The following is a 17,765-nucleotide window of genomic DNA, read 5'->3' on the forward strand; positions in this document are numbered from 1 at the left end:
ATTATCCTTGGGACGGTTTCGAGGGGACGGCAGGCCAGACCCAGCCGGTTTCCGACAGGTCCGGCTGCAACGCCTTGAACGCGTCCGTTGCACCGGCTTGCCCGGGAAACACGCCGGTCTTGTCGGGCCAGAACAATTGCACAAAGGGAAAGTCGTCGCCGCCATGGAACCAGCGGTTCCAGCCCAGGTGGTCGGGGTAGTGGGATTTGTCGACGGGCGCATCCAGGGCGGTGGCGATGTCGGGGATGGGCATGCGGGTTCCGGGGGGCGGTCTGGCGTAGGGACATTGTAGTGTCGGCGTGTTGGCCGCCCTTGCGGCGCCACTGCCCCTCTTCACCGCCGGTCAAGGCCCTTCACGGATCAGCCGAATTCGCTCCTCGGTGGACGGGTGGCTGGACAGCCAGCCATGCGATGCGCCAGTCTTGTCCGTGCTTTGGCTCAAGCGTTCCAGCATGACGGCCAGCAGTGCCGGATCGCGATGGGTCTTGCGCATCAGGGCGATGGCGCTGGTGTCGGCTTCGCGTTCGAAATCTCGCGAATATGACAGGTCCAGCAAGCCGACGCCGAGCAGGCCGATGTCATGGCTCAAGCTGGAGATATCGCCCGTGACGAGTAGCGCCACAGCGGACAGGCCGGCCAGGCGACCCAGGCGGCGAAGGCCGTGACGGTGTTGGACGTGGCCGATCTCGTGAGCCAGGACGCCGGCGAGGTCGTCGGGGGCCTTTGCCAGGGCGGCCAGTTCGTCGGTCACAATGACCTGGCCGCCGGGCAAGGCCAGGGCATTGGCCCCGATGGTTCTGCCGCCGTGACGAAAGGCCAGCCGCAGGCTACCGCGTGGAACGTCTGCCTGGGCGGCCAGGTCATCGAAGACCGCCTGAATGGCCTGGCGGGTGGCGACGGGCAATTGAGTCGGGCCCAGACCCAGGTTGTCCAGCGAATCCATGACGCTGGCACCGATATGGTCTTCTGCTGAACGCGGGACGAGCTGGGCAGCCACGTCACCCGCCCAGGGGATGGCCCAGCGCAGGCTGACCAGGATTATCACCGTGATGGCGACGGCTACCAGCAGGCCGGGTGCGCGCAGATATTCCAGGCGATGAACCAGGGCGCCGCGTCGGCGTCCCAGGGCTTTTTCCAACAGGTCGACCTGGTCGTTGTCGGCCGTTTCAAAGACGGCGCCATCAGGCAGCGTCGTGCGACGAGCGGCGTTGCCGACGCGGCTGGACCAGCGCAGGCCGCGGGGTGCCAGAGGCTGCCGCGTGGTGGCGTCATCCAGCCAGAGGCTGCCGTCCGACCGCCATTCCAGGGTCGCGGCGCGGTGGGCGGCCGAGCCGGGCGCGAACAGCCTGCCCGGGATGTCACCGCCGCCCGAGGCGGCCGGGCGATGTGCCGCGGCCGCCTCGGGCTGGGCTGCCTTGCCTGGCTGCGCAGGGTCAGACGACACCGGCACTGGCAAAGCCTTCAAGCTGGCTGAATTCGCCGCCGAATGTGCCGGGCTCACTGGAATGTTGCGTCATGACCTGATCCAGCCCCGGCGCGGCAAGCAAGGTGATGCTCTGCATCAGGTAGCGGTATTGGCGCACGTGGGCCCACGGGTAGGCGAAAGTCAGGGTAAAGAGGCTGACGACGAGGCCGGAAACCACCAGCCAGACGTAGCGCAGCGGCGACACATGGCATTGCAGGCGGTGACCACCCTTGACCACGCATTGATTGAGGATCTCCTTGCGGGCGCAGGTGTGGTAGTACAGGCCGCTGAGAAAGATCGCTACGTAGAAGCCCAGGAAAATGAAGTTCAGCATTCCCAAAGAGGCCGCGGCGTCGCCGTCGGGGGCCTGGCCCGCGGGCAGGTGCAAGATGCCGAAGACTTGCAGCAATGCGGTCAATGAAAAATGGCTGCCTGTCGCTTCGCCTTGCAGGTAGACAATCAGCGTGACGAGCAAACCGATGCCGATGAAAATCGATATGCTGCGACCCAGGGCGCCATACAGGGCACCGAGCCTCGGCGTGCTCGAAAAAGGGAGCTTCCCATACAGGTAGCCTCTGGCCATGTACTTCGCTTGATACTGCGTGACCAGCGGAGCCAGAAGCCCCAGCGTGAACACGCTGACGATCGGCAGCAGCAGGAACGCGATCAGTGCCTGGCCGTAGCTGGCGACAAATCCGAAGCGCACGTTGCTCCAGGACGTCATGTAGGCATTGAAACGCAGCGCGGCGTTGATGGCCCAAGGCAGCACAATCAGTAGGAAGAGATACCAGATCAAGGTGCTTCGCGGCCAGAGGAAGGCCGAGACCATCATGGCGGCAATGACCAAAAACGCGATCAGGCGACCTTTGAATATCTGGCCGCCTGTGGCGTGGTAGTCGAAACCGTGGCCATTGAGCGTGGTATGGCCGTAAAACCATCGCAAGGTACGAACCTTGGCCCAGGCGGACCAGATGCCCAGGGTGACGATGTTCAGCATCAGATTGACGATCCAGACGCCGAAATAGTCGCGCGCGGTGCCGTTGAATCGCACGGGCAGTCGTTGCAGGTTCGGGATCGCCCGTGGGGCGCTGGCGCCCGGGAGGCCGCCGGCGGCAACCCCGGCGGTGGTGTTTGGCTGGGACATGGCATGGTTTCCGTAGATGATCGAATCAACGACGGATCGTAGCCATCGGAAAACGCGCCGAACATTAGATGAATCTAATTCTGCATATCGGGTCGGCGATGGGGGGGGCAAAGGAACGGCCGATCGCTCAGAGGGCCTGCCGTAGACCGGTAAACTGGTTGACAGGACGACGTACTGCCCTGGTAACACAGCCATTGTCCTCAACGGCGCTTCACCGTTCGCGCATCGAATCCAATCGACTCCCATTTATGCCAACCTCCCACACCGCTCTCGCCACCGCCCTGCAGACCCCGGTCCGCACCCCCGCCGACCTGGATTCCCTGGAGACGTTCTTCAAGCGTCCGGAACTCAGCGCGTTCTACGGCGACATCCAGCAGCCGGAGCAAGCCGACGCCGCCTTGCGATTCTGCGCCGACCTGCTGCCGACCCTGCATCCCAGCCGCGCCTCGGCCCTGGCGTTGATGTGCGGATCATTGGTGGAAGACGGCGCCGATCCGGTGTTGCTCTTTCCGACGCTGCAGGCGCTGCTGCGCCCGTGGCTGGAGACCTTGCAGCCGTATTGCGCGCAGGAAGTCGAAGAAGATGACGAAGAGGTCGAGGAAGCGGATCGTCAGGCCTGGCGCGACGCACAGGCCCGGCTCGAGGCGCTGCCGGACGACCAGCGCTGGCAGGTCGACGCGCGGGTTGAAGCCGTGGACACGCTGGTGCTGCCGATGATGGCGATGGTGATGCGCGATCGGCGCAATCATCAGGCGCTGATCGACGACGAAGTCCTGTTGCAGCGCCTGTATGCCATGACCACCATGAACGACAGCCTGCCGTTCGAGCAGCTGCATTTTCTGTGGCTGGCGGCGCGCATCAGCTATGAGGACGAACTGGTGGTGCTGTTGCCGACGTCGGGCACGGGCTTCGTGGCCCGGGCGCACGGCATCAACAACAATTTCCATGCCTTTACGTTGCTGCAGATCCTGATCGGCGAACATGCCCAGGCGCTGGGCGTGCGGCGCGAGATCGCGCCGCGCGAGCCGGATGCGGACGGCGATACGGCGGATTTTCAGTGGTTGCAGGGGGATGCCTACGCCGACGGCGCGCTGCAGAACATCATGCGCCTGGCCTGGGGCGAGGCGGCGCTGCGTGACAACGCCGCCAAGGCGGGCAAGCGGGTGCTGATTGCACTGGAAACCGACGAAGGCCTCAAGCGCAATTGGTCAGGCTTCAATGGCGCGATCCACGACGCGCAGCAGCCATTGATGACGTTCACGCGTTATTTGACGCCGGACGAGGTGGCCGTATACCTGGCCTGAGGGCGGATCGGAACGTCCTGACGGGGCCAGGCGCGTCAATGCCGGCTGTTGGCCACCGCCAGGTGTTCGCCCGCGTCATGCACATGCATGCGCCGGCGGTCGGAAATCAGCCAGTACAGCCCGCCGCTGACTGCGGCGCCCAGGAACCATGAATAGGGTGCCAGGGCTTCCAGCCCCGGCGCCAGCGCGATGACGATGGCCAGCGTGGCCGACGGGGCCAAGGCGATCAGGGCGCGCGGGTTGACGCCGCGGGCATAGAAATAGGTGCCGGCGCTGGCCTCGGTGTACAGGTCGGGGACGTGCACGCGGGTTTTTCGGATCAACCAGTAGTCGGCCATGATGATGCCGTACAGCGGCCCCAGCAGCGCGCCCAGCCCCGACAGGAAATACACGATGACCACGGGGTTGCCGTAGATCTTCCAGGGCAGGATCAATACCGCCAGCGTGGCGCTGATCAGGCCGGCGCGGTGAAAGTTCAGGTAGCGCGGCGCCAGGTTGGTGAGCACGAATGCGGGAGCGACGAAGTTGGCCATGAGGTTCACGGCCAGCGTCACGATCATGAGCGCCAGGCAGCCCAGCACCAGGAAAAGCTTGTCGGGAATGGCCGCGACGATGTCGGCGGGGCTGGTGATGACGCGCCCGTCGATGCTGAACTGTGCGCCGGCCAAGACGGCGCTGATGCCCGCGAACACCAGGATGTTGATCGGCAGCCCCCAGAAGTTGCCGCGCCGGATGCTGCGTTCGCTGGGGGCAGAGCGGGCGAAGTCGCAGAAATTGAGCAGCAGCGTGCCGTAGATGGACAGCCACAGGGCTGCCGCCGAGAACACGCTGTTCCAGGCGGCCATCCCGGTGGGGGCGGCGCCGGTGGACCAGGCGATGCGGCCGTCGACCCGCAACACCATCCAGACCGCCAGGGCCAGCATCGTGATGAGGATGACGGGACCGGCGCAGCCTTCGAACTTGCGCACCATTTCCATGCCGTAGGCCAGGATGGCCAGTTGCGCCAGCCAGACGGCCAGGAAGCAGGCCCAGCCCAGGCCGGATAGCCCGAGCAGGCTGCCGTGATCGTAGCGAGTCAGGTCGGGCGCGACCGCGGCCAGCAGCACATGCAGCACGACCGAGGCCAGGTAGGTCTGGATGCCGAACCAGGCAATGGCAATTACCGCCCGGATCAGGGCGGGCAACTGCGCCCCGCGAATGCCGAAGCTCAAGCGGCTGATGACGGGAAACGGCACGCCGGTGCGCTGGCCCATGTAGCCCGACAGGTTCATCAGCAGGTACACGAGGGTGGCGCCCAGCGTCATGGCCGCCAGGATCTGGCCCGCCGACATGCCCATGGCGAACAAGCCGATGGCGAAGGTGTAGTTGGCGATGTTGTGGACGTCGTTGGTCCAGAGCGCAAAGAGGCTGTAGGCGCTCCAGCGCCGGCCTTCGACCTGGGATGGGGCCAGGTCGGCGTTGTGCAGCCGCGGGCTGATCGGATGCAAGGCGGTGTCTGACGATGCCGGAGATTCGTCGGCTGCCGAGGGGCAGGGCAGAGAGGGCGTGAGCGTGTTCGAAACCATGGCCAGATGCCTTTGTGATTCGCAAGGCAAGACACTACCGTTCATGGCGTCGGTGGTTGACTAGGACCCGTCTGATACTGAATTCAGGGTCTTCCCCAGTAGTGGAAACGTTCCGTCGCGCACGATCGATACCAAGGTATATGCCCACCGGCCTGTTTGGAACGCGAGGCCGCCCCTACACTGCCGCTTGTCGCAAACCTAAAGGAGCCCGCCGTGGAAGACGACGGAAGTACCCGAACCGACGGCGCATGCCGGGCATGACAGGTCTGCACGACACGTATTGCCAGCCGCCGCGCGCATCCTGATAACGGAGCCGCGCCACGCATGCGCCACCTGAACGCCTTCGGGCGGATCTCCCTGTTTCCAGGAGACGCGCATGCTGTTTTCGACCCAATCCCCGACCTCCGTGCGCCGGGCGCCGACCGCGCCGGCCTTCATCACCCTGACGTTCTACGGCAGCCCCGCCGTGCTGGCCTCGATCCGCAAGCGGCTGTACGAGGAACTGCGCCAACGCGACGAAAGCGTGGCCGACGTTCGCTATTCCGCCGACGGCGACCAGGCCTGCACGGCCATCAGCTTGCGTAGCGACACGGGCAATCCCTGGCCCTTGATCACCTGGCTCAGCGATCTGTGCCGCGACATGGGCGTGCAGACGCTGCGCGTGGGCGTGTCGCCAGCGGCCCGCGCGCAGCCCGCGCCGGTGGTGGCGCCGACCCACCTCTGATCCAACCTTTTTCGATTCTCAACATCCATCGAGCCCGCGCTCGCCATGGAACGGGGACGCCTGCGCTCGCGCGTTGGCACCCCCCGGCCGACGGCGAACGCGGGTGGGAGCAGCGAACATGAAACAAGTCCAAGAAGCGACGCTGCCGGCCCCGGGCGGGCCGCGCAGCGAAAAGAACCGCACGCCGGATGCGGCGGCGGACAAGCGCCGAACCATGCCGGTGGCGCGCCATGCGGGGCTGTCGGTGCACGACAGCCTGCAGGCGTTGCAGACGCAGCGGTCCGGCTTGGCCGAGGCCGACGTGGTGGTGCGGCGCGCGGTCGATGGCCTGAATGAAGTGGCCCATGACAAGCCGGCGCCCGCCTGGCTGCAGTTGCTGCGCGCGTTCCGCAACCCGTTCGTGCTCGTGCTGTTGGGCCTGGCGGCGGTGTCGTACCTGACTGACATCCAGTTTGCCAATCCGGCGGACCGTGACTGGACTGGCATCATCATCATGTTGACGATGGTGACGATCAGCGGCCTGCTGCGTTTCATCCAGGAATACCGCTCGGGCCGCGCCGCGGAAAAGCTCAAGTCCATGGTGCGCAGCACCGCCACGGTGCTGCGGCGCGACAGCCAGGCCAGCGAGCCGGCGCGGCGCGAGGTGCCGATGAATGAGCTGGTGCCCGGCGACATCGTCGAGCTGCAAGCGGGCGACATGATTCCGGCGGACATCCGGTTGCTGCAATCGCGCGACCTGTTCATCAGCCAGGCCATCCTGACCGGCGAGGCGCTGCCGGTGGAAAAGTACGACACGCTGGGCAGCGTCAGCGCCAAGCGCGCCGATGCGAAGGCCGGTGAAAACGCCGAATTGCTGGACCTGGCCAACATCTGCTTCATGGGCACTAATGTGGTCAGCGGCACCGCTACGGCGGTGGTGGTGGGCACGGGTGCCAACACGTACTTTGGCTCGCTGGCCAAGAACGTGGTGTCGACCAAGCGGGTCGAGACCAGCTTTGACCGCGGCGTGAACAGCGTGTCGTGGCTGCTGATCAAGTTCATGCTGGTGATGGTGCCGATCGTGTTCGTCATCAACGGCGTCACCAAGGGCGACTGGGTCACCGCGCTGACGTTCGCGCTGGCGGTGGCGGTGGGGCTGACCCCCGAAATGCTGCCCATGATCGTCTCGGCCAACCTGGCCAAGGGGGCGGTGGCGATGGCGCGGCGCAAGGTCGTGGTCAAGCGCTTGAACTCGGTGCAGAACTTCGGCGCGATGGACGTGCTGTGCACGGACAAGACCGGCACGCTGACGCAGGACCGCATCATTCTTGAACACCATTTCAACGTCGACGGCGAGATCGATGACGAGGTGCTGCGCCTGGGTTGGCTGAACAGCGTGAACCAGAGCGGCCAGCGCAACCTGATGGACCGCGCCATCCTGGCCCGCGCGCTGGACCTGCGCGGCTGGGATCGCAGCGACGCCTACGGCAAGGTCGACGAGATTCCGTTCGATTTCGTGCGGCGGCGCCTGTCGGTGGTGGTGCGTGGCGCGGACGGCAGCCTGGAGATGATCACCAAGGGTGCCGTCGAGGAAATGCTGGCGGTCAGCACCGGCGTGGTCTGCAATGGCCGCGAGCAGCCGTTGGATGCCGCCATGCGCAAGCGCCTGATGCGCAGCGCCGAGGCCTACAACCGTGACGGCTTCCGGGTCCTGGTGGTGGCCTCGCGCCGCCTGGAAGACACGGGCCGCACGCAGTTCCAGACCGCCGATGAAAGCGGGCTGGTGGTGCGCGGCTTCCTGACGTTCCTGGATCCGCCCAAGGATTCGGCGCAGGCCGCGATTCGTGCGCTGAACGACTACGGCGTGGCGGTGAAGGTGTTGACGGGCGACAACCCCATCGTGGCCGCCAAGGTCTGCCGCGATGTCGGGCTGGACCTGGGCGCCGAGCGCGATGGCCGCGTCGTGCTGGGCAGCGATATCGAGCAGATGGACGACGTGGCGCTGTGCCGCCGGGTCGAGAAGGCGGTGCTGTTCGCGAAGCTGACGCCGCTGCAGAAGTCGCGGGTGGTCAAGGCCCTGCAGGCCAACGGCCATACCGTGGGCTTTCTGGGTGACGGCATCAACGACGCGCCCGCTCTGCGCGACGCGGACGTGGGCATTTCGGTGGACAGCGGCGCCGACATCGCCAAGGAAACGGCCGACATCGTGCTGCTGGAAAAGGACCTCATGGTGCTGGAGCAGGGCGTCATCAAGGGACGCGAGACCTTCGGCAACATCCTCAAGTACCTGAACATGACGGCCAGCTCGAACTTCGGCAACGTGTTCTCGGTGCTGGTGGCATCCGCGTGGCTGCCGTGGGAACCGATGCTGTCGCTGCAGCTGCTGATCCAGAACCTGGTCTACGACATCTCGCAACTGACGTTGCCGTGGGATCGCATGGATGAAGAGTTCCTGAAGAAGCCGCGCAAATGGGAGGCGGGCAATATCCAGCGCTTCATGCTGTGGCTGGGCCCGACGTCGTCGGTGTTCGATATCACCACGTACTTCCTGATGTGGACGGTGTTCGGCGCCGGGGCGGCCTACGCGCTGCATGGCGGCGACGGCGGCCAGACCATCATGAATTCCGGTTGGTTCATCGAGGGCCTGGTGTCGCAGACCTTTGTGGTGCACATGCTACGCACCCGCAAGATTCCGTTCCTGCAAAGCACGGCGTCGCTGCCGGTGCTGCTGTCCACCACGGCGGCCATCGGGCTGGCGTGCTGGTTGCCGTTTTCGCCGATTGCCGAGTCGATCGGGTTCGTGGCCCTGCCGCCCGTGTATTTCGGCTGGCTGGCGCTGACGATCCTGGGCTACATCGCGCTGACGCAGCAGGTCAAGACGTTCTACATCCGCCGCTACGGCCGGTGGTACTGACATGCCAGGAGAATCCTCATGGAAAAGGCATTCGAGGAAATGCGCAAGTTCTCGCGCGACATGCATGAGTACGAATCCGAACGCATGGCGCGCCGCGGGGGCGACCTGCCCGATATCCCGGACGGCCCGCTGATTCCGCTTCGGCTGCTGGTGCCGATGCTGCTGGTCTGGACGTTGGGCGTGGGCGGCATCCTGTGCCTGCTGCCCTGATACGGTGAGGCATTGAAAAGGGCAAGACCGGTATGTCGGTCTTGCCCTTTTCGTTGGAGCGGATGAACGGTGGTGGCGCCGGGGAAGAAGGGCCGTGCCGCTCAGGCGCCGCCGTGCAGCATCTGGATCACGCCCAGCGCGATCCAGATGCCGACGAGCACGGCGCCGCGTGCGATCCAGAGCGCCTTGATGGAGAGTTTCATGGGAGGCTGCCGATGAGCGCTGAAGGAAGGGCCGTGGCGGCAGGGACGCGCCGCCCAGGGGGTTGGAAAATTATAGAAACCGGCCCGGCGCGGTGCGAGGCGGGAATGGGGTGGCCGGCATATACATTGGTATACGCCCGCTTTCCGGAGGTAGGCCGGGGGCCTCGCCAGTCTCTACAATGGCGTGTTGCGGCGCGCGGCGGCTATTCGCGGGCGTCGCTTTCCTACCAACAGGGTTGTCGCGCCATGTTCCAGCAGCCGGCCAGGTATTTGAAGCAGCGCCCGGGCGCGGGTATTGCGCTGCTCGTCGTGCTGATGGCGGCGGTGTTTCTGGCGGATACCTTTACCCGGCTGGAAATTGCGGTGGCGGTGTTCTACGTGGCCGTGATCCTGGCCGCGTTCAGCTTCCTGCCCCGGCGCGGGGTGACCGTGGTGGCGGTGGCGTGCGCGGTGCTGACCCTGCTCAGCCTGTACCTGACGCCCAACGGCGGGGCGCTGCGCGAACTGGGGGTGATCAACGCATTGATCAGTATCGCGGCCATTGGCGTGACCGCGTACCTGGCCTTGAAGCGCGCAGCGGCGGAAGACGCCGCCTTCGAGGCCCGCACGCAACTGGCACGCATGGCCCGCATCCACAGCCTGGGGGAATTGACGGCGTCGATCGCCCACGAGATCAACCAGCCGCTGGCGGCCATTGCCACCAGCGGCAGCGCCTGCCAGCGCTGGCTGGAACATGATCCGCCGAACATCGAACGCGCCCTGCGCGCCCTGCAGCGCATGACCGATGACGTGACGCGCGCCAGCGAGGTGGTTGCGCGCATTCGCCGCGATGCCCGCAACGCCACGCCGCAGCGCGTGCGGCTGGATCTGGCCGACGTGATCGGCGACGTGCTGGAACTGGCTGGCGGCGAGTTGGCCAGCCACGAGGTGTCGTTGTCCACCCGCATCCAGGAACGCGTACCCGCCGTGCTGGGGGACCGCGTGCAGCTGGGGCAGGTGGTGGTGAACCTGGTGCTGAACGCCATCGAAGCCATGCAGGACACCCCGGTGGGCGCACGCCACCTGATCCTGCGCCTGGCCTTGCAGGAACCCGGGCTGGTGCAGTTTTCGCTGACCGACAGCGGCCCTGGCCTGAGCCCGCAGGCGCGTGAGCGCCTGTTCGACACCTTCTGGACCACCAAGCCGGACGGCACCGGCCTGGGCCTGACCATCAGCCGGGGCATCATCGAAGGCCATGGCGGCCGCTTGTGGGCCGAACCCGCCGGGCGTGGCGGCGCGGTGTTCTGTTTCACGCTGCCGGCAGCCCCCGAGGAAGAATCACCATGAATGCATCCGCGCGGCTTGAACCCGCTACCGTCCATATCGTCGACGACGACGCCTCGCTGCGCGAGTCGCTCGAAGACCTGATGCATTCGGTCGGCCTGCCGGTGCGCGGCTACGGTTCGGTGCAGGAATTCCTGGATAGCGGTGCGGATGCCGGCCCCGGCTGCCTGGTGCTGGACGTACGCCTGCCGGGCCAGAGCGGCATGGACCTGCTGCGCCGCATGCAACAGGCGCAGCGGCGCCTGCCGGTGGTGATGATCACCGGCCATGGCGACATCCCGATGTCGGTGGCGGCCATGAAGCTGGGCGCCGTGGACTTCCTGACCAAGCCGTTTCGTGATCAGGACCTGCTGGATACCATCCACGCCGCGATCGAGCAAGACCGCGCGCAGCTGGCCAACCTGACGGGTTCGCAAGAGGTGCGGGCGCGTTGGGATACGTTGACCGACGGCGAAAAGGCCGTGATGGAACGGGTGGTGCGCGGCATGCTGAACAAGCAGATCGCCGCCGAATTGAATGTCAGCGAGATCACGGTCAAGGTGCGGCGCGGACGGGTGATGCGCAAGATGCAGGTGCGAACCCTGGCCGACCTGGTGCGGGCGGGTGGTCAGCTGGGTGGCTGAGCGGGCCGCTACCGAGGCTGTGCGGCGGCTCGCCACACATCCAGGAAATGCCGCTTTTTCAGCGGATCCAGGTAGACCAGCAAGCCCACGCCCAGCCCCACCGGCCGCACCCCCGCCGCCGGAATCACGGACGCGCCCACCGGCCGCATGCCGGATTGCCGCGCGACCATTTCTTGCCCGCGCGGCGACAGCAGGTAGTCCAGGAATCGGGCGCCCAGGTCCGCGCGCGGCGCCTGCCGCGGAATGATGGCCGAGCGCGACAGCATCAGGGTGTAGTCCTGCGGATAGATCACGGCCAGCGGCGCGCCTTGGGCGATGCGGTGGCGGGTATAGGATTCCAGCAGGTTGTAGGCCAGGGTGATCTCGCCGCGTTGCAGCTTGTCCAGTGCGTCTTCGGTCGATTCGTGCACGGCGACGCGGTTGCGGCCGAAGGCGGCCAGCAGGGCGCCGGCCAGGCTGTCCAGGCGCGCGTCCTGCGTGGCGGCCAGGTAACCGATGCCGCTGCCTTCCACGTCGTAGGTCGAGATCCGGCCGGCCAGCGGCTGGTCGGGCGCTTGCAGCAGCGCCAGCAGGTCGCGGCGGGTGCGCGGCGCACGGTCGGCGTCCAGCTTGCGGGTGTCGTAGACCATCACGATGGGGTCGGTGCCGATGCTGAAGACCTCGTCGCGCCAATTGGCCCAGGCGGGCAGGGCGCGCGTCTCGGGCGATACATGGGGTTGGGCATGGCCGTCGTTGACCAGCTTGGTCTGCAGGTCCATGGCGCTGCTGATGATGAGGTCCGGGCCGGCTTTGGCAGCGGGCGCCTGGGACGCCCGCGCCACGGTGTCGCTGTACAGCGCCTGGGTCGACAGTTCCGTGTATTCCAGCCGCACGCCGGGATTGAGCCGGCTGAAGTCGTCCAGCACGCCGCGAAATACCTGCACGCTGTTGGATGCGTGCACCACCAGCACCTGCTTGCTGGCGGCGGGGCCCAGCGTCAGCCCGTCGCCGCTGGTTTCGACCGCCTGGCTGGCCGTGCCCAGCAGCAGGGCGGCGCAGGCGGCGCTCAGGCGGGCCAGGGTAGAGCGTCTAAGCGTCATGGCGTTTGACCGGCAGAATGACCTGGGCTTGCAAGCCGCCCTCGGGCCGGTTGCTCAGGCTGAGCCGGCCCTGGTGAATGTCGACCACGCGCTTGACGATCGACAGCCCCAGGCCCGCGCCCGGCGTGCGCGGATTGGGCCCACGCGAAAAACGTTCAAAGGCGCTGTGCGCCAATGCGGGCGCGATGCCGGGCCCGCAGTCGGACACGGTGATGCGCCAGTGCCCGTCGTCAGGCTCCAGCCGGATGTCGATGTGCCCGTCCGTCGATGCGCCGTGACGCAGCGCGTTGTCGACCAGGTTCTTGAAGGCCTCGCGCAGCATCAGGCTGTCGCCGGGCACGCGGGCGGGCGGGGTGCTCGCGTCCGGCAAGTGCAGCCGCACATCGGGCTGCGGATCCGCCTGCGGCACGGTGTCGTACACCGCCTGGCTGAGCAGCTCGGCCAGGTCCACGGGTTCGAACCTGCGCAGGTTGCTGCGGTGAATGACACTGGCGTCGCTGAGCAACTGGTTGACCAGCCGCGACAGCTTTTCGGCATTGCGCAGTACGGCCAGCAGGCTGCGGCGCTGTTCGGCCGGGTCTTCCTCGTCCAGCGCCACTTCCATCTGCGCATGCAGCGCCGCCAGCGGCGTGCGCAACTGGTGCGCCGCCTCGGCGATGAACAGGCGCAGCGTATCCAGGTTTTCCGACAGGCGCGCCATGAAGCCGTCCAGCGAATGCACCAGTGTGTCGAGTTCTTCAGGCACCGGCGCTGCAATCGGATGCAGGTCCGAAGCGCTGCGCCCGGCCAGTTCACGTTCGATGCGCTGGATCGGCGACAGCGATCGGTGCAGCCCCCAATAGGCCAGCGCCAAGGCCGCGGCCGTAAAACCGATCAACGCCAGCGTGCCCTGCCACAGAATGCTGTCGGCCAGCGCATCGCGCGCCTCGCGCGTCTGCGCCACCTGGATGCGTGCGGCTTCGGTCGCGCGCGGGCCGGCCACCTTGCGTTCCATCCAGGCCACCCGCACCGGCTGGCCCTGGTAGCTGGCCGCATACAGCTGCGGCGTATCGGCGGTGTCCGCACCGCGCGCAGGCGGCGCCGGCAAATCGGCATACCCGGAAATCAAGCCGCCATCGGCCGCCGCCACCCGGTAGAACACCCGGTCGCGCGGCGCCTGTTCCAGCAGCGCCAGCGCCGCATACGGCATATCCATCTGCCAGTCGCCCTGCACCAGTTGCAGGCTGTCGGCCATCGACAGCACCGACGCGCGCAGCAACTGGTCATAGGTCGTGTCGGCCGTCTGCTGCGCATAGCCGCGCACCAGCAGATACAGCGCACCCAGCCCCGCCACGAACAGCGCCAGCAGCATCGCCAGCAAGCGACGGCGAACGGAGATGCGCCGGGGTTGCACGAATCAGTCTCGTGAAGGCTCGGGCAAGGGCGCCGATGCCGTCGCCGCACCCGGCGACGCCAAGTCGGTGTCGCGCGGGGTGGCCGTGTCGGCGCGGACCGCTCCAGCCTCGTCCACCGCCGTCAGCAGATACCCCGTGCCCCGCTGCGTTTCGATTCGCAACGGCGACCCCTCCAGCTTCTTGCGCAACCGCGCGATATAGACCTCGATCGCATTCGGCGCCGCCTCGTCATCGAACGCAAACAGCTTGTTCGCGATCTCGGACTTGCTCACCGCCCGGTTCATGCCCGCCAGCAAAATCTCAAGCAGGCTGTATTCGCGCTTGGGCAATTCAATCCGCTGCCCCGCCAGGCTGACATGCCGCGCCGCGCTATCGATCACCAGTTCCCCAAACCGCAACATCCCCGCCGCCTGCGCACTGGGCCGCCGCAACAACGCCCGGCACCGCGCTTCCAGCTCGCGAAAATCAAACGGCTTGGCCAGGTAATCATCGGCCCCCGTATCCAGCGCATGCACTCGATCTTCAATATCGATCCGTGCCGTCAACGCCAACACCGGCGTCTTGCTGCCCCGATCCCGCAACCGATGCAGCACATCAAACCCCGACATCCGCGGCAGCCCGATATCCAAAATCACCAGATCGAAGGTCTCGTACTGCAACACGCCATCCGCACTGAGCCCATCCCCCTGAAAATCCACGGCATGCCCGAGCCGCCGCAATCGTCGCACGAGCGCGTCGGCCAAATCTTCATCATCTTCAATAACGAGTATCCGCATCCCCAAATTGTCGCATGGCCTCCACCGCCGACCCCCGCAAGCGCGCAGCGACCACCCTGCCAACGCACCCCACCGCGTAAGCCATTTCTTGGCCGCCCGCGCGGCCAAAAATGACGGGCCCCGCACCGCCCTCCCGCCCCGTCGTGGCCTAGCAGCGCCCCAAGCCAAGACATTCGTAGTCCGGGGTGGCGTTCGCCTGGGAGGCCGCGCCGTCGATGCGCCCGAGGGAATCGGAAGGGAGCCGAAGGCGTACGACGATGACGAAGGGGGGGCCCGCCTAGGGCAGTCCGGCGCCCGCGCGCCGGACCGCAATCGTTGGCGCGGCCTCCCAGGCGAACGCCACCCCGGACGGCCTACATACCTACCGCTCCCACCAGCAACAATCCCCAACCCGCCCCGACCCCAATATTTCCGACAGGTTCCAGACAGCTTTTCTTCCTAGTCTTGCGCCCCAGCGCCTTGCAAGCCAAGGCCGCACATAACAACGACTAGTCGGAGATACCCCCCTCATGCTTCTGACCCTGCTCGGCTTCGGCATGGTGATCACGTTCATGACGCTGATCATGACCAAGCGCCTGTCGCCCCTGGTTGCCCTGATCCTCGTCCCCATCATCTTTGCCCTGCTCGGCGGTTTCGGCGCCGGCATCGACAAAATGATGCTCGACGGCATCCGCAAGATCGCGCCCACCGGCGTCATGCTGATGTTCGCCATCCTCTACTTCGGCGTCATGATCGACGCCGGCCTGTTCGACCCCATCGTTGGCCGCATCCTGCGCGCCGTCAAAGGCGACCCCCTGAAGATCGTCGTCGGCACTACCGTCCTGGCGCTTGTCATCTCGCTGGACGGCGATGGTTCGACCACCTACATGATAGTCGTCGCCTCCATGCTGCCGCTGTACCGGCGCCTGAAGATGAACGCCCTGTCCATGACCTGCCTGGCCATGCTTGCCAGCGGCGTCATGAACCTGACGCCGTGGGGCGGCCCCACCGCACGCGCCGCCAGCGCCCTGCACGTGGATGCCGGTGACATCTTCGTGCCGCTCGTGCCCGTCATGGGCATGGCCATCGTCGCCATCCTGATCCTGGCCTTCTTCCTGGGCCTGCGCGAGCGCCGCCGCCTGGGCGTGCTGGCCCTGCCGGAAGGCGCTTCGCTGCATGCCGGCTACGACGAAGACGGCCCCAAGAATTTGCCCGAGATCGAAGTCGACCACGACCTGCGCCGCCCCAAACTGTTGTGGGTCAACGCCGGCCTGACCCTGGCCCTGATGGTCAGCCTGGTGCTGGGCGTGCTGCCGCTGCCCGTGCTGTTCATGATCGCCTTTGCCATTGCGCTGATCATCAACTACCCGAACCTGGCCGAACAGCGCCGCCGCGTGGCGCAACACGCCGGCAACGTGCTGTCGGTGGTGTCGCTGATTTTTGCGGCGGGCATCTTCACCGGCATCCTGTCGGGCACCGGCATGGTCGAAGCCATGTCGCGCAGCCTGCTGGCCGTGATTCCCGATGCGCTCGGTCCCTACCTGGCCGGCATCACCGCGCTGGTCAGCCTGCCGTTCACCTTCTTCATGTCCAACGACGCCTTCTACTTCGGCGTGCTGCCCATCCTGAGCGAAGCCGCCCAGGGCTACGGCATCACTCCGGTGGAAATGGCGCGCGCGTCCCTGATCGGCCAGCCCGTGCACCTGCTCAGTCCGCTGGTGCCGTCCACCTACCTGCTGGTGGGCCTGGCCGGCGTGGAATTCGGCGACCACCAGCGCTATTCGCTCAAGTGGGCCACGCTGGTCTGCCTGGTGATGCTGGCGGCCGCCCTGGCATTCGGTCTGTTCCCCCTGGTCGGCGCCGTCGCCTGACCCGTTTCTTCAAAGGAGGTCGTTCATGGCTTTGCGCATTGCTTACGTCACCAGCGGGATGGGCCACACGGGCACCGCGATCTGCCAGGCGCTGCACCACGCGGGGCACCGCGTCGTGGCCGGCTGCGGGCCGCGCTCGTCACGCAAGGATCATTGGCTGAAGGAACAGAAGTCGCTTGGCTACGACTTCATCGCGTCCGAAGGCGACGCCACCGACTGGGCCTCGACCGAGGGTGCCTTTGCCAAGGTGCGCCGCGAGGTCGGCGACATCGACGTGCTGGTCAACAACGCCGGCGCGATGCTGGACATGCGCTTTCGCCAGATGAGCCACGCCGACTGGTCGGCGGTGCTGCGCAGCAATCTGGACACGCTGTTCAACAGCACCAAGCAAGTGGTCGACGGCATGGCCGACCGCGGCTGGGGCCGCATCATCAACATCGGTTCGGTGGCCGCCGAGAAAGGCCAGATCGGCCAGATCAACTACGCCACGGCCAAGGGTGCGGTCATCGGCTTCACCCGGTCGCTGGCGCAGGAAGTGGCCGCGCGCGGCGTGACGGTCAACCTGGTGTCGCCCGGCTTCATCGCCGACGACACCGTCAAGGCGTTTCCGCCCGCGCTGCTGGACCGCATCATCGAAAGCGTGCCGGTGGGCCGGCTGGGCACGGCCAAGGACCTGGCCGGGCTGTGCGCCTGGCTGGCGTCGGACGAGGCGGCGTTCGTGACCGGCGCCAATTACGCCATCAACGGCGGCGTGTACATGAGCTAGGGCCTGGGGCCTGCATCCGCAGGCCCTATTGGCCCCGGCTGCGCAGGAAGTCGGGGATCGAGGTGGCGGTACGCTTGCTGTCCGCCAGCCATTCCACGCGCCACTCGGTGATGCGTTCGACGGTGACATGCTCGAACACACCCGGCGTCGGCTCGCCGATGCATTCCCGTTGCCGCACCAGCACCAGCGGACGCTCGGCGCCCGGCGTGTCATCCGCGCATTCGGCGGCATCCTCGAAGGTGGCGAAGGCATAGTAATAGTCATCGCCCTCGTGCAGGTCCTCGCCGCCGGCGTGGGGATGGACCCACACCCGGTACTCCAGCACGTCATCGTAGAAATAGCCGCCGCCCGAATGGGTCAGGGCGGGGTACTCGCCGACCTGGTCGGGGGCGATGGCGGCGGGGTAGGGCGAGACGGGTGCAGCGGTCATGGCGGGACGTGAATCA

General features: G+C 66.4%; 16 protein-coding genes. 8 read left to right on the forward strand and 8 right to left on the reverse strand.

What is annotated here, in order from left to right:
* Position 1: 1 nt before the first annotated feature.
* From AC3WMR_RS01460 to AC3WMR_RS01470, 3 genes are all read right to left on the reverse strand, one after another.
* Positions 2 to 253 (reverse strand): DUF4262 domain-containing protein, encoded by a 252-nt coding sequence (locus tag AC3WMR_RS01460; protein WP_492262384.1) that lies wholly within the window; start codon positions 251 to 253, stop codon positions 2 to 4.
* 90 nt (positions 254 to 343) lie between these two features.
* A complete protein-coding gene (locus AC3WMR_RS01465; RefSeq protein ID WP_492262385.1) occupies positions 344 to 1,444 on the reverse strand; it encodes a M48 family metallopeptidase in 1,101 nt (366 codons plus the stop codon).
* Positions 1,434 to 2,609, reverse strand: a complete 1,176-nt coding sequence (locus AC3WMR_RS01470) for a YjgN family protein (RefSeq protein ID WP_492262386.1) — start codon at positions 2,607 to 2,609, stop codon at positions 1,434 to 1,436. Before AC3WMR_RS01470 ends, AC3WMR_RS01465 begins: the two co-directional genes overlap by 11 nt.
* Positions 2,610 to 2,857: 248 nt before the next feature.
* Here AC3WMR_RS01470 and AC3WMR_RS01475 point away from each other — a divergent pair, with 248 nt between their 5' ends.
* The gene (locus AC3WMR_RS01475) at positions 2,858 to 3,913 is read left to right on the forward strand and encodes a hypothetical protein (protein WP_492262387.1); all 1,056 of its coding nucleotides are present in this window, start codon (positions 2,858 to 2,860) and stop codon (positions 3,911 to 3,913) included.
* Between the two features lie 35 nt (positions 3,914 to 3,948).
* On the opposite strand, the gene AC3WMR_RS01480 is transcribed toward AC3WMR_RS01475, so the two are convergent.
* Positions 3,949 to 5,478 carry an NCS1 family nucleobase:cation symporter-1 gene (locus AC3WMR_RS01480; RefSeq protein ID WP_492262388.1) on the reverse strand — a complete coding sequence of 510 codons (1,530 nt, stop codon included), beginning with the start codon at positions 5,476 to 5,478 and terminating at the stop codon, positions 3,949 to 3,951.
* Positions 5,479 to 5,854: 376 nt separating this feature from the next.
* Between AC3WMR_RS01480 and AC3WMR_RS01485 the strand changes: the two genes are divergently transcribed.
* The 5 genes from AC3WMR_RS01485 (at position 5,855) to AC3WMR_RS01505 (ending at position 11,454) form a co-directional block, all read left to right on the forward strand.
* Positions 5,855 to 6,202 (forward strand): hypothetical protein, encoded by a 348-nt coding sequence (locus AC3WMR_RS01485; protein WP_492262389.1) that lies wholly within the window; start codon positions 5,855 to 5,857, stop codon positions 6,200 to 6,202.
* 118 nt (positions 6,203 to 6,320) lie between these two features.
* Positions 6,321 to 9,095 carry a magnesium-translocating P-type ATPase gene (gene mgtA, locus AC3WMR_RS01490; protein WP_492262390.1) on the forward strand — a complete coding sequence of 925 codons (2,775 nt, stop codon included), beginning with the start codon at positions 6,321 to 6,323 and terminating at the stop codon, positions 9,093 to 9,095.
* Positions 9,096 to 9,113: 18 nt separating this feature from the next.
* Complete coding sequence (locus AC3WMR_RS01495) at positions 9,114 to 9,305, forward strand: hypothetical protein (RefSeq protein WP_025136995.1); 192 nt, start codon at positions 9,114 to 9,116, stop codon at positions 9,303 to 9,305.
* A 449-nt stretch (positions 9,306 to 9,754) separates the two neighbouring features.
* Complete coding sequence (locus AC3WMR_RS01500) at positions 9,755 to 10,834, forward strand: sensor histidine kinase (RefSeq protein ID WP_492262391.1); 1,080 nt, start codon at positions 9,755 to 9,757, stop codon at positions 10,832 to 10,834.
* Entirely contained in the window at positions 10,831 to 11,454 is a 624-nt protein-coding gene (locus AC3WMR_RS01505) for a response regulator transcription factor (RefSeq protein WP_175190935.1), read from the forward strand. The genes AC3WMR_RS01500 and AC3WMR_RS01505 overlap by 4 nt, the downstream gene beginning before the upstream one ends.
* Positions 11,455 to 11,462: 8 nt before the next feature.
* Here AC3WMR_RS01505 and AC3WMR_RS01510 read toward each other — a convergent pair whose 3' ends face one another.
* Genes AC3WMR_RS01510 through AC3WMR_RS01520 form a run of 3 tightly spaced genes read right to left on the reverse strand, consistent with a single transcriptional unit; the run spans position 11,463 to position 14,703 of the window.
* Positions 11,463 to 12,533, reverse strand: coding sequence for an ABC transporter substrate-binding protein (locus tag AC3WMR_RS01510; RefSeq protein ID WP_492262392.1), 1,071 nt, complete (start codon positions 12,531 to 12,533; stop codon positions 11,463 to 11,465).
* On the reverse strand, positions 12,523 to 13,926 hold the full coding sequence (locus AC3WMR_RS01515) for a sensor histidine kinase (protein ID WP_492262393.1): 1,404 nt from the start codon (positions 13,924 to 13,926) through the stop codon (positions 12,523 to 12,525). The genes AC3WMR_RS01510 and AC3WMR_RS01515 overlap by 11 nt, the downstream gene beginning before the upstream one ends.
* Positions 13,927 to 13,929: 3 nt before the next feature.
* Positions 13,930 to 14,703 (reverse strand): response regulator, encoded by a 774-nt coding sequence (locus AC3WMR_RS01520; protein WP_492262394.1) that lies wholly within the window; start codon positions 14,701 to 14,703, stop codon positions 13,930 to 13,932.
* Positions 14,704 to 15,212: 509 nt separating this feature from the next.
* On the opposite strand from AC3WMR_RS01520, the gene AC3WMR_RS01525 reads away from it, so the two are divergent.
* Positions 15,213 to 16,553 carry a CitMHS family transporter gene (locus tag AC3WMR_RS01525; protein WP_492262395.1) on the forward strand — a complete coding sequence of 447 codons (1,341 nt, stop codon included), beginning with the start codon at positions 15,213 to 15,215 and terminating at the stop codon, positions 16,551 to 16,553.
* Positions 16,554 to 16,578: 25 nt separating this feature from the next.
* Positions 16,579 to 17,319, forward strand: coding sequence for an SDR family oxidoreductase (locus tag AC3WMR_RS01530; protein ID WP_492262396.1), 741 nt, complete (start codon positions 16,579 to 16,581; stop codon positions 17,317 to 17,319).
* A gap of 25 nt (positions 17,320 to 17,344) precedes the next feature.
* On the opposite strand, the gene AC3WMR_RS01535 is transcribed toward AC3WMR_RS01530, so the two are convergent.
* A complete protein-coding gene (locus AC3WMR_RS01535) occupies positions 17,345 to 17,749 on the reverse strand; it encodes a GCN5 family acetyltransferase (RefSeq protein WP_492262397.1) in 405 nt (134 codons plus the stop codon).
* Between the last annotated feature and the right edge of the window lie 16 nt (positions 17,750 to 17,765).

It is taken from the genome of Achromobacter sp. FW305-C-28 (assembly GCF_058783235.1).

What these genes read in the sequence shown, in the direction of transcription:
- AC3WMR_RS01460 (WP_492262384.1), bottom strand. Translation starts at nt 253, where the DNA reads ATGCCCATCCCCGACATCGCCACCGCCCTGGATGCGCCCGTCGACAAA.
- AC3WMR_RS01485 (WP_492262389.1), top strand. Translation starts at nt 5,855, where the DNA reads ATGCTGTTTTCGACCCAATCCCCGACCTCCGTGCGCCGGGCGCCGACC.
- AC3WMR_RS01480 (WP_492262388.1), bottom strand. Translation starts at nt 5,478, where the DNA reads ATGGTTTCGAACACGCTCACGCCCTCTCTGCCCTGCCCCTCGGCAGCC.
- AC3WMR_RS01525 (WP_492262395.1), top strand. Translation starts at nt 15,213, where the DNA reads ATGCTTCTGACCCTGCTCGGCTTCGGCATGGTGATCACGTTCATGACG.
- AC3WMR_RS01505 (WP_175190935.1), top strand. Translation starts at nt 10,831, where the DNA reads ATGAATGCATCCGCGCGGCTTGAACCCGCTACCGTCCATATCGTCGAC.
- mgtA (WP_492262390.1), top strand. Translation starts at nt 6,321, where the DNA reads ATGAAACAAGTCCAAGAAGCGACGCTGCCGGCCCCGGGCGGGCCGCGC.
- AC3WMR_RS01530 (WP_492262396.1), top strand. Translation starts at nt 16,579, where the DNA reads ATGGCTTTGCGCATTGCTTACGTCACCAGCGGGATGGGCCACACGGGC.
- AC3WMR_RS01475 (WP_492262387.1), top strand. Translation starts at nt 2,858, where the DNA reads ATGCCAACCTCCCACACCGCTCTCGCCACCGCCCTGCAGACCCCGGTC.
- AC3WMR_RS01470 (WP_492262386.1), bottom strand. Translation starts at nt 2,609, where the DNA reads ATGTCCCAGCCAAACACCACCGCCGGGGTTGCCGCCGGCGGCCTCCCG.
- AC3WMR_RS01510 (WP_492262392.1), bottom strand. Translation starts at nt 12,533, where the DNA reads ATGACGCTTAGACGCTCTACCCTGGCCCGCCTGAGCGCCGCCTGCGCC.
- AC3WMR_RS01520 (WP_492262394.1), bottom strand. Translation starts at nt 14,703, where the DNA reads ATGCGGATACTCGTTATTGAAGATGATGAAGATTTGGCCGACGCGCTC.
- AC3WMR_RS01495 (WP_025136995.1), top strand. Translation starts at nt 9,114, where the DNA reads ATGGAAAAGGCATTCGAGGAAATGCGCAAGTTCTCGCGCGACATGCAT.
- AC3WMR_RS01535 (WP_492262397.1), bottom strand. Translation starts at nt 17,749, where the DNA reads ATGACCGCTGCACCCGTCTCGCCCTACCCCGCCGCCATCGCCCCCGAC.
- AC3WMR_RS01500 (WP_492262391.1), top strand. Translation starts at nt 9,755, where the DNA reads ATGTTCCAGCAGCCGGCCAGGTATTTGAAGCAGCGCCCGGGCGCGGGT.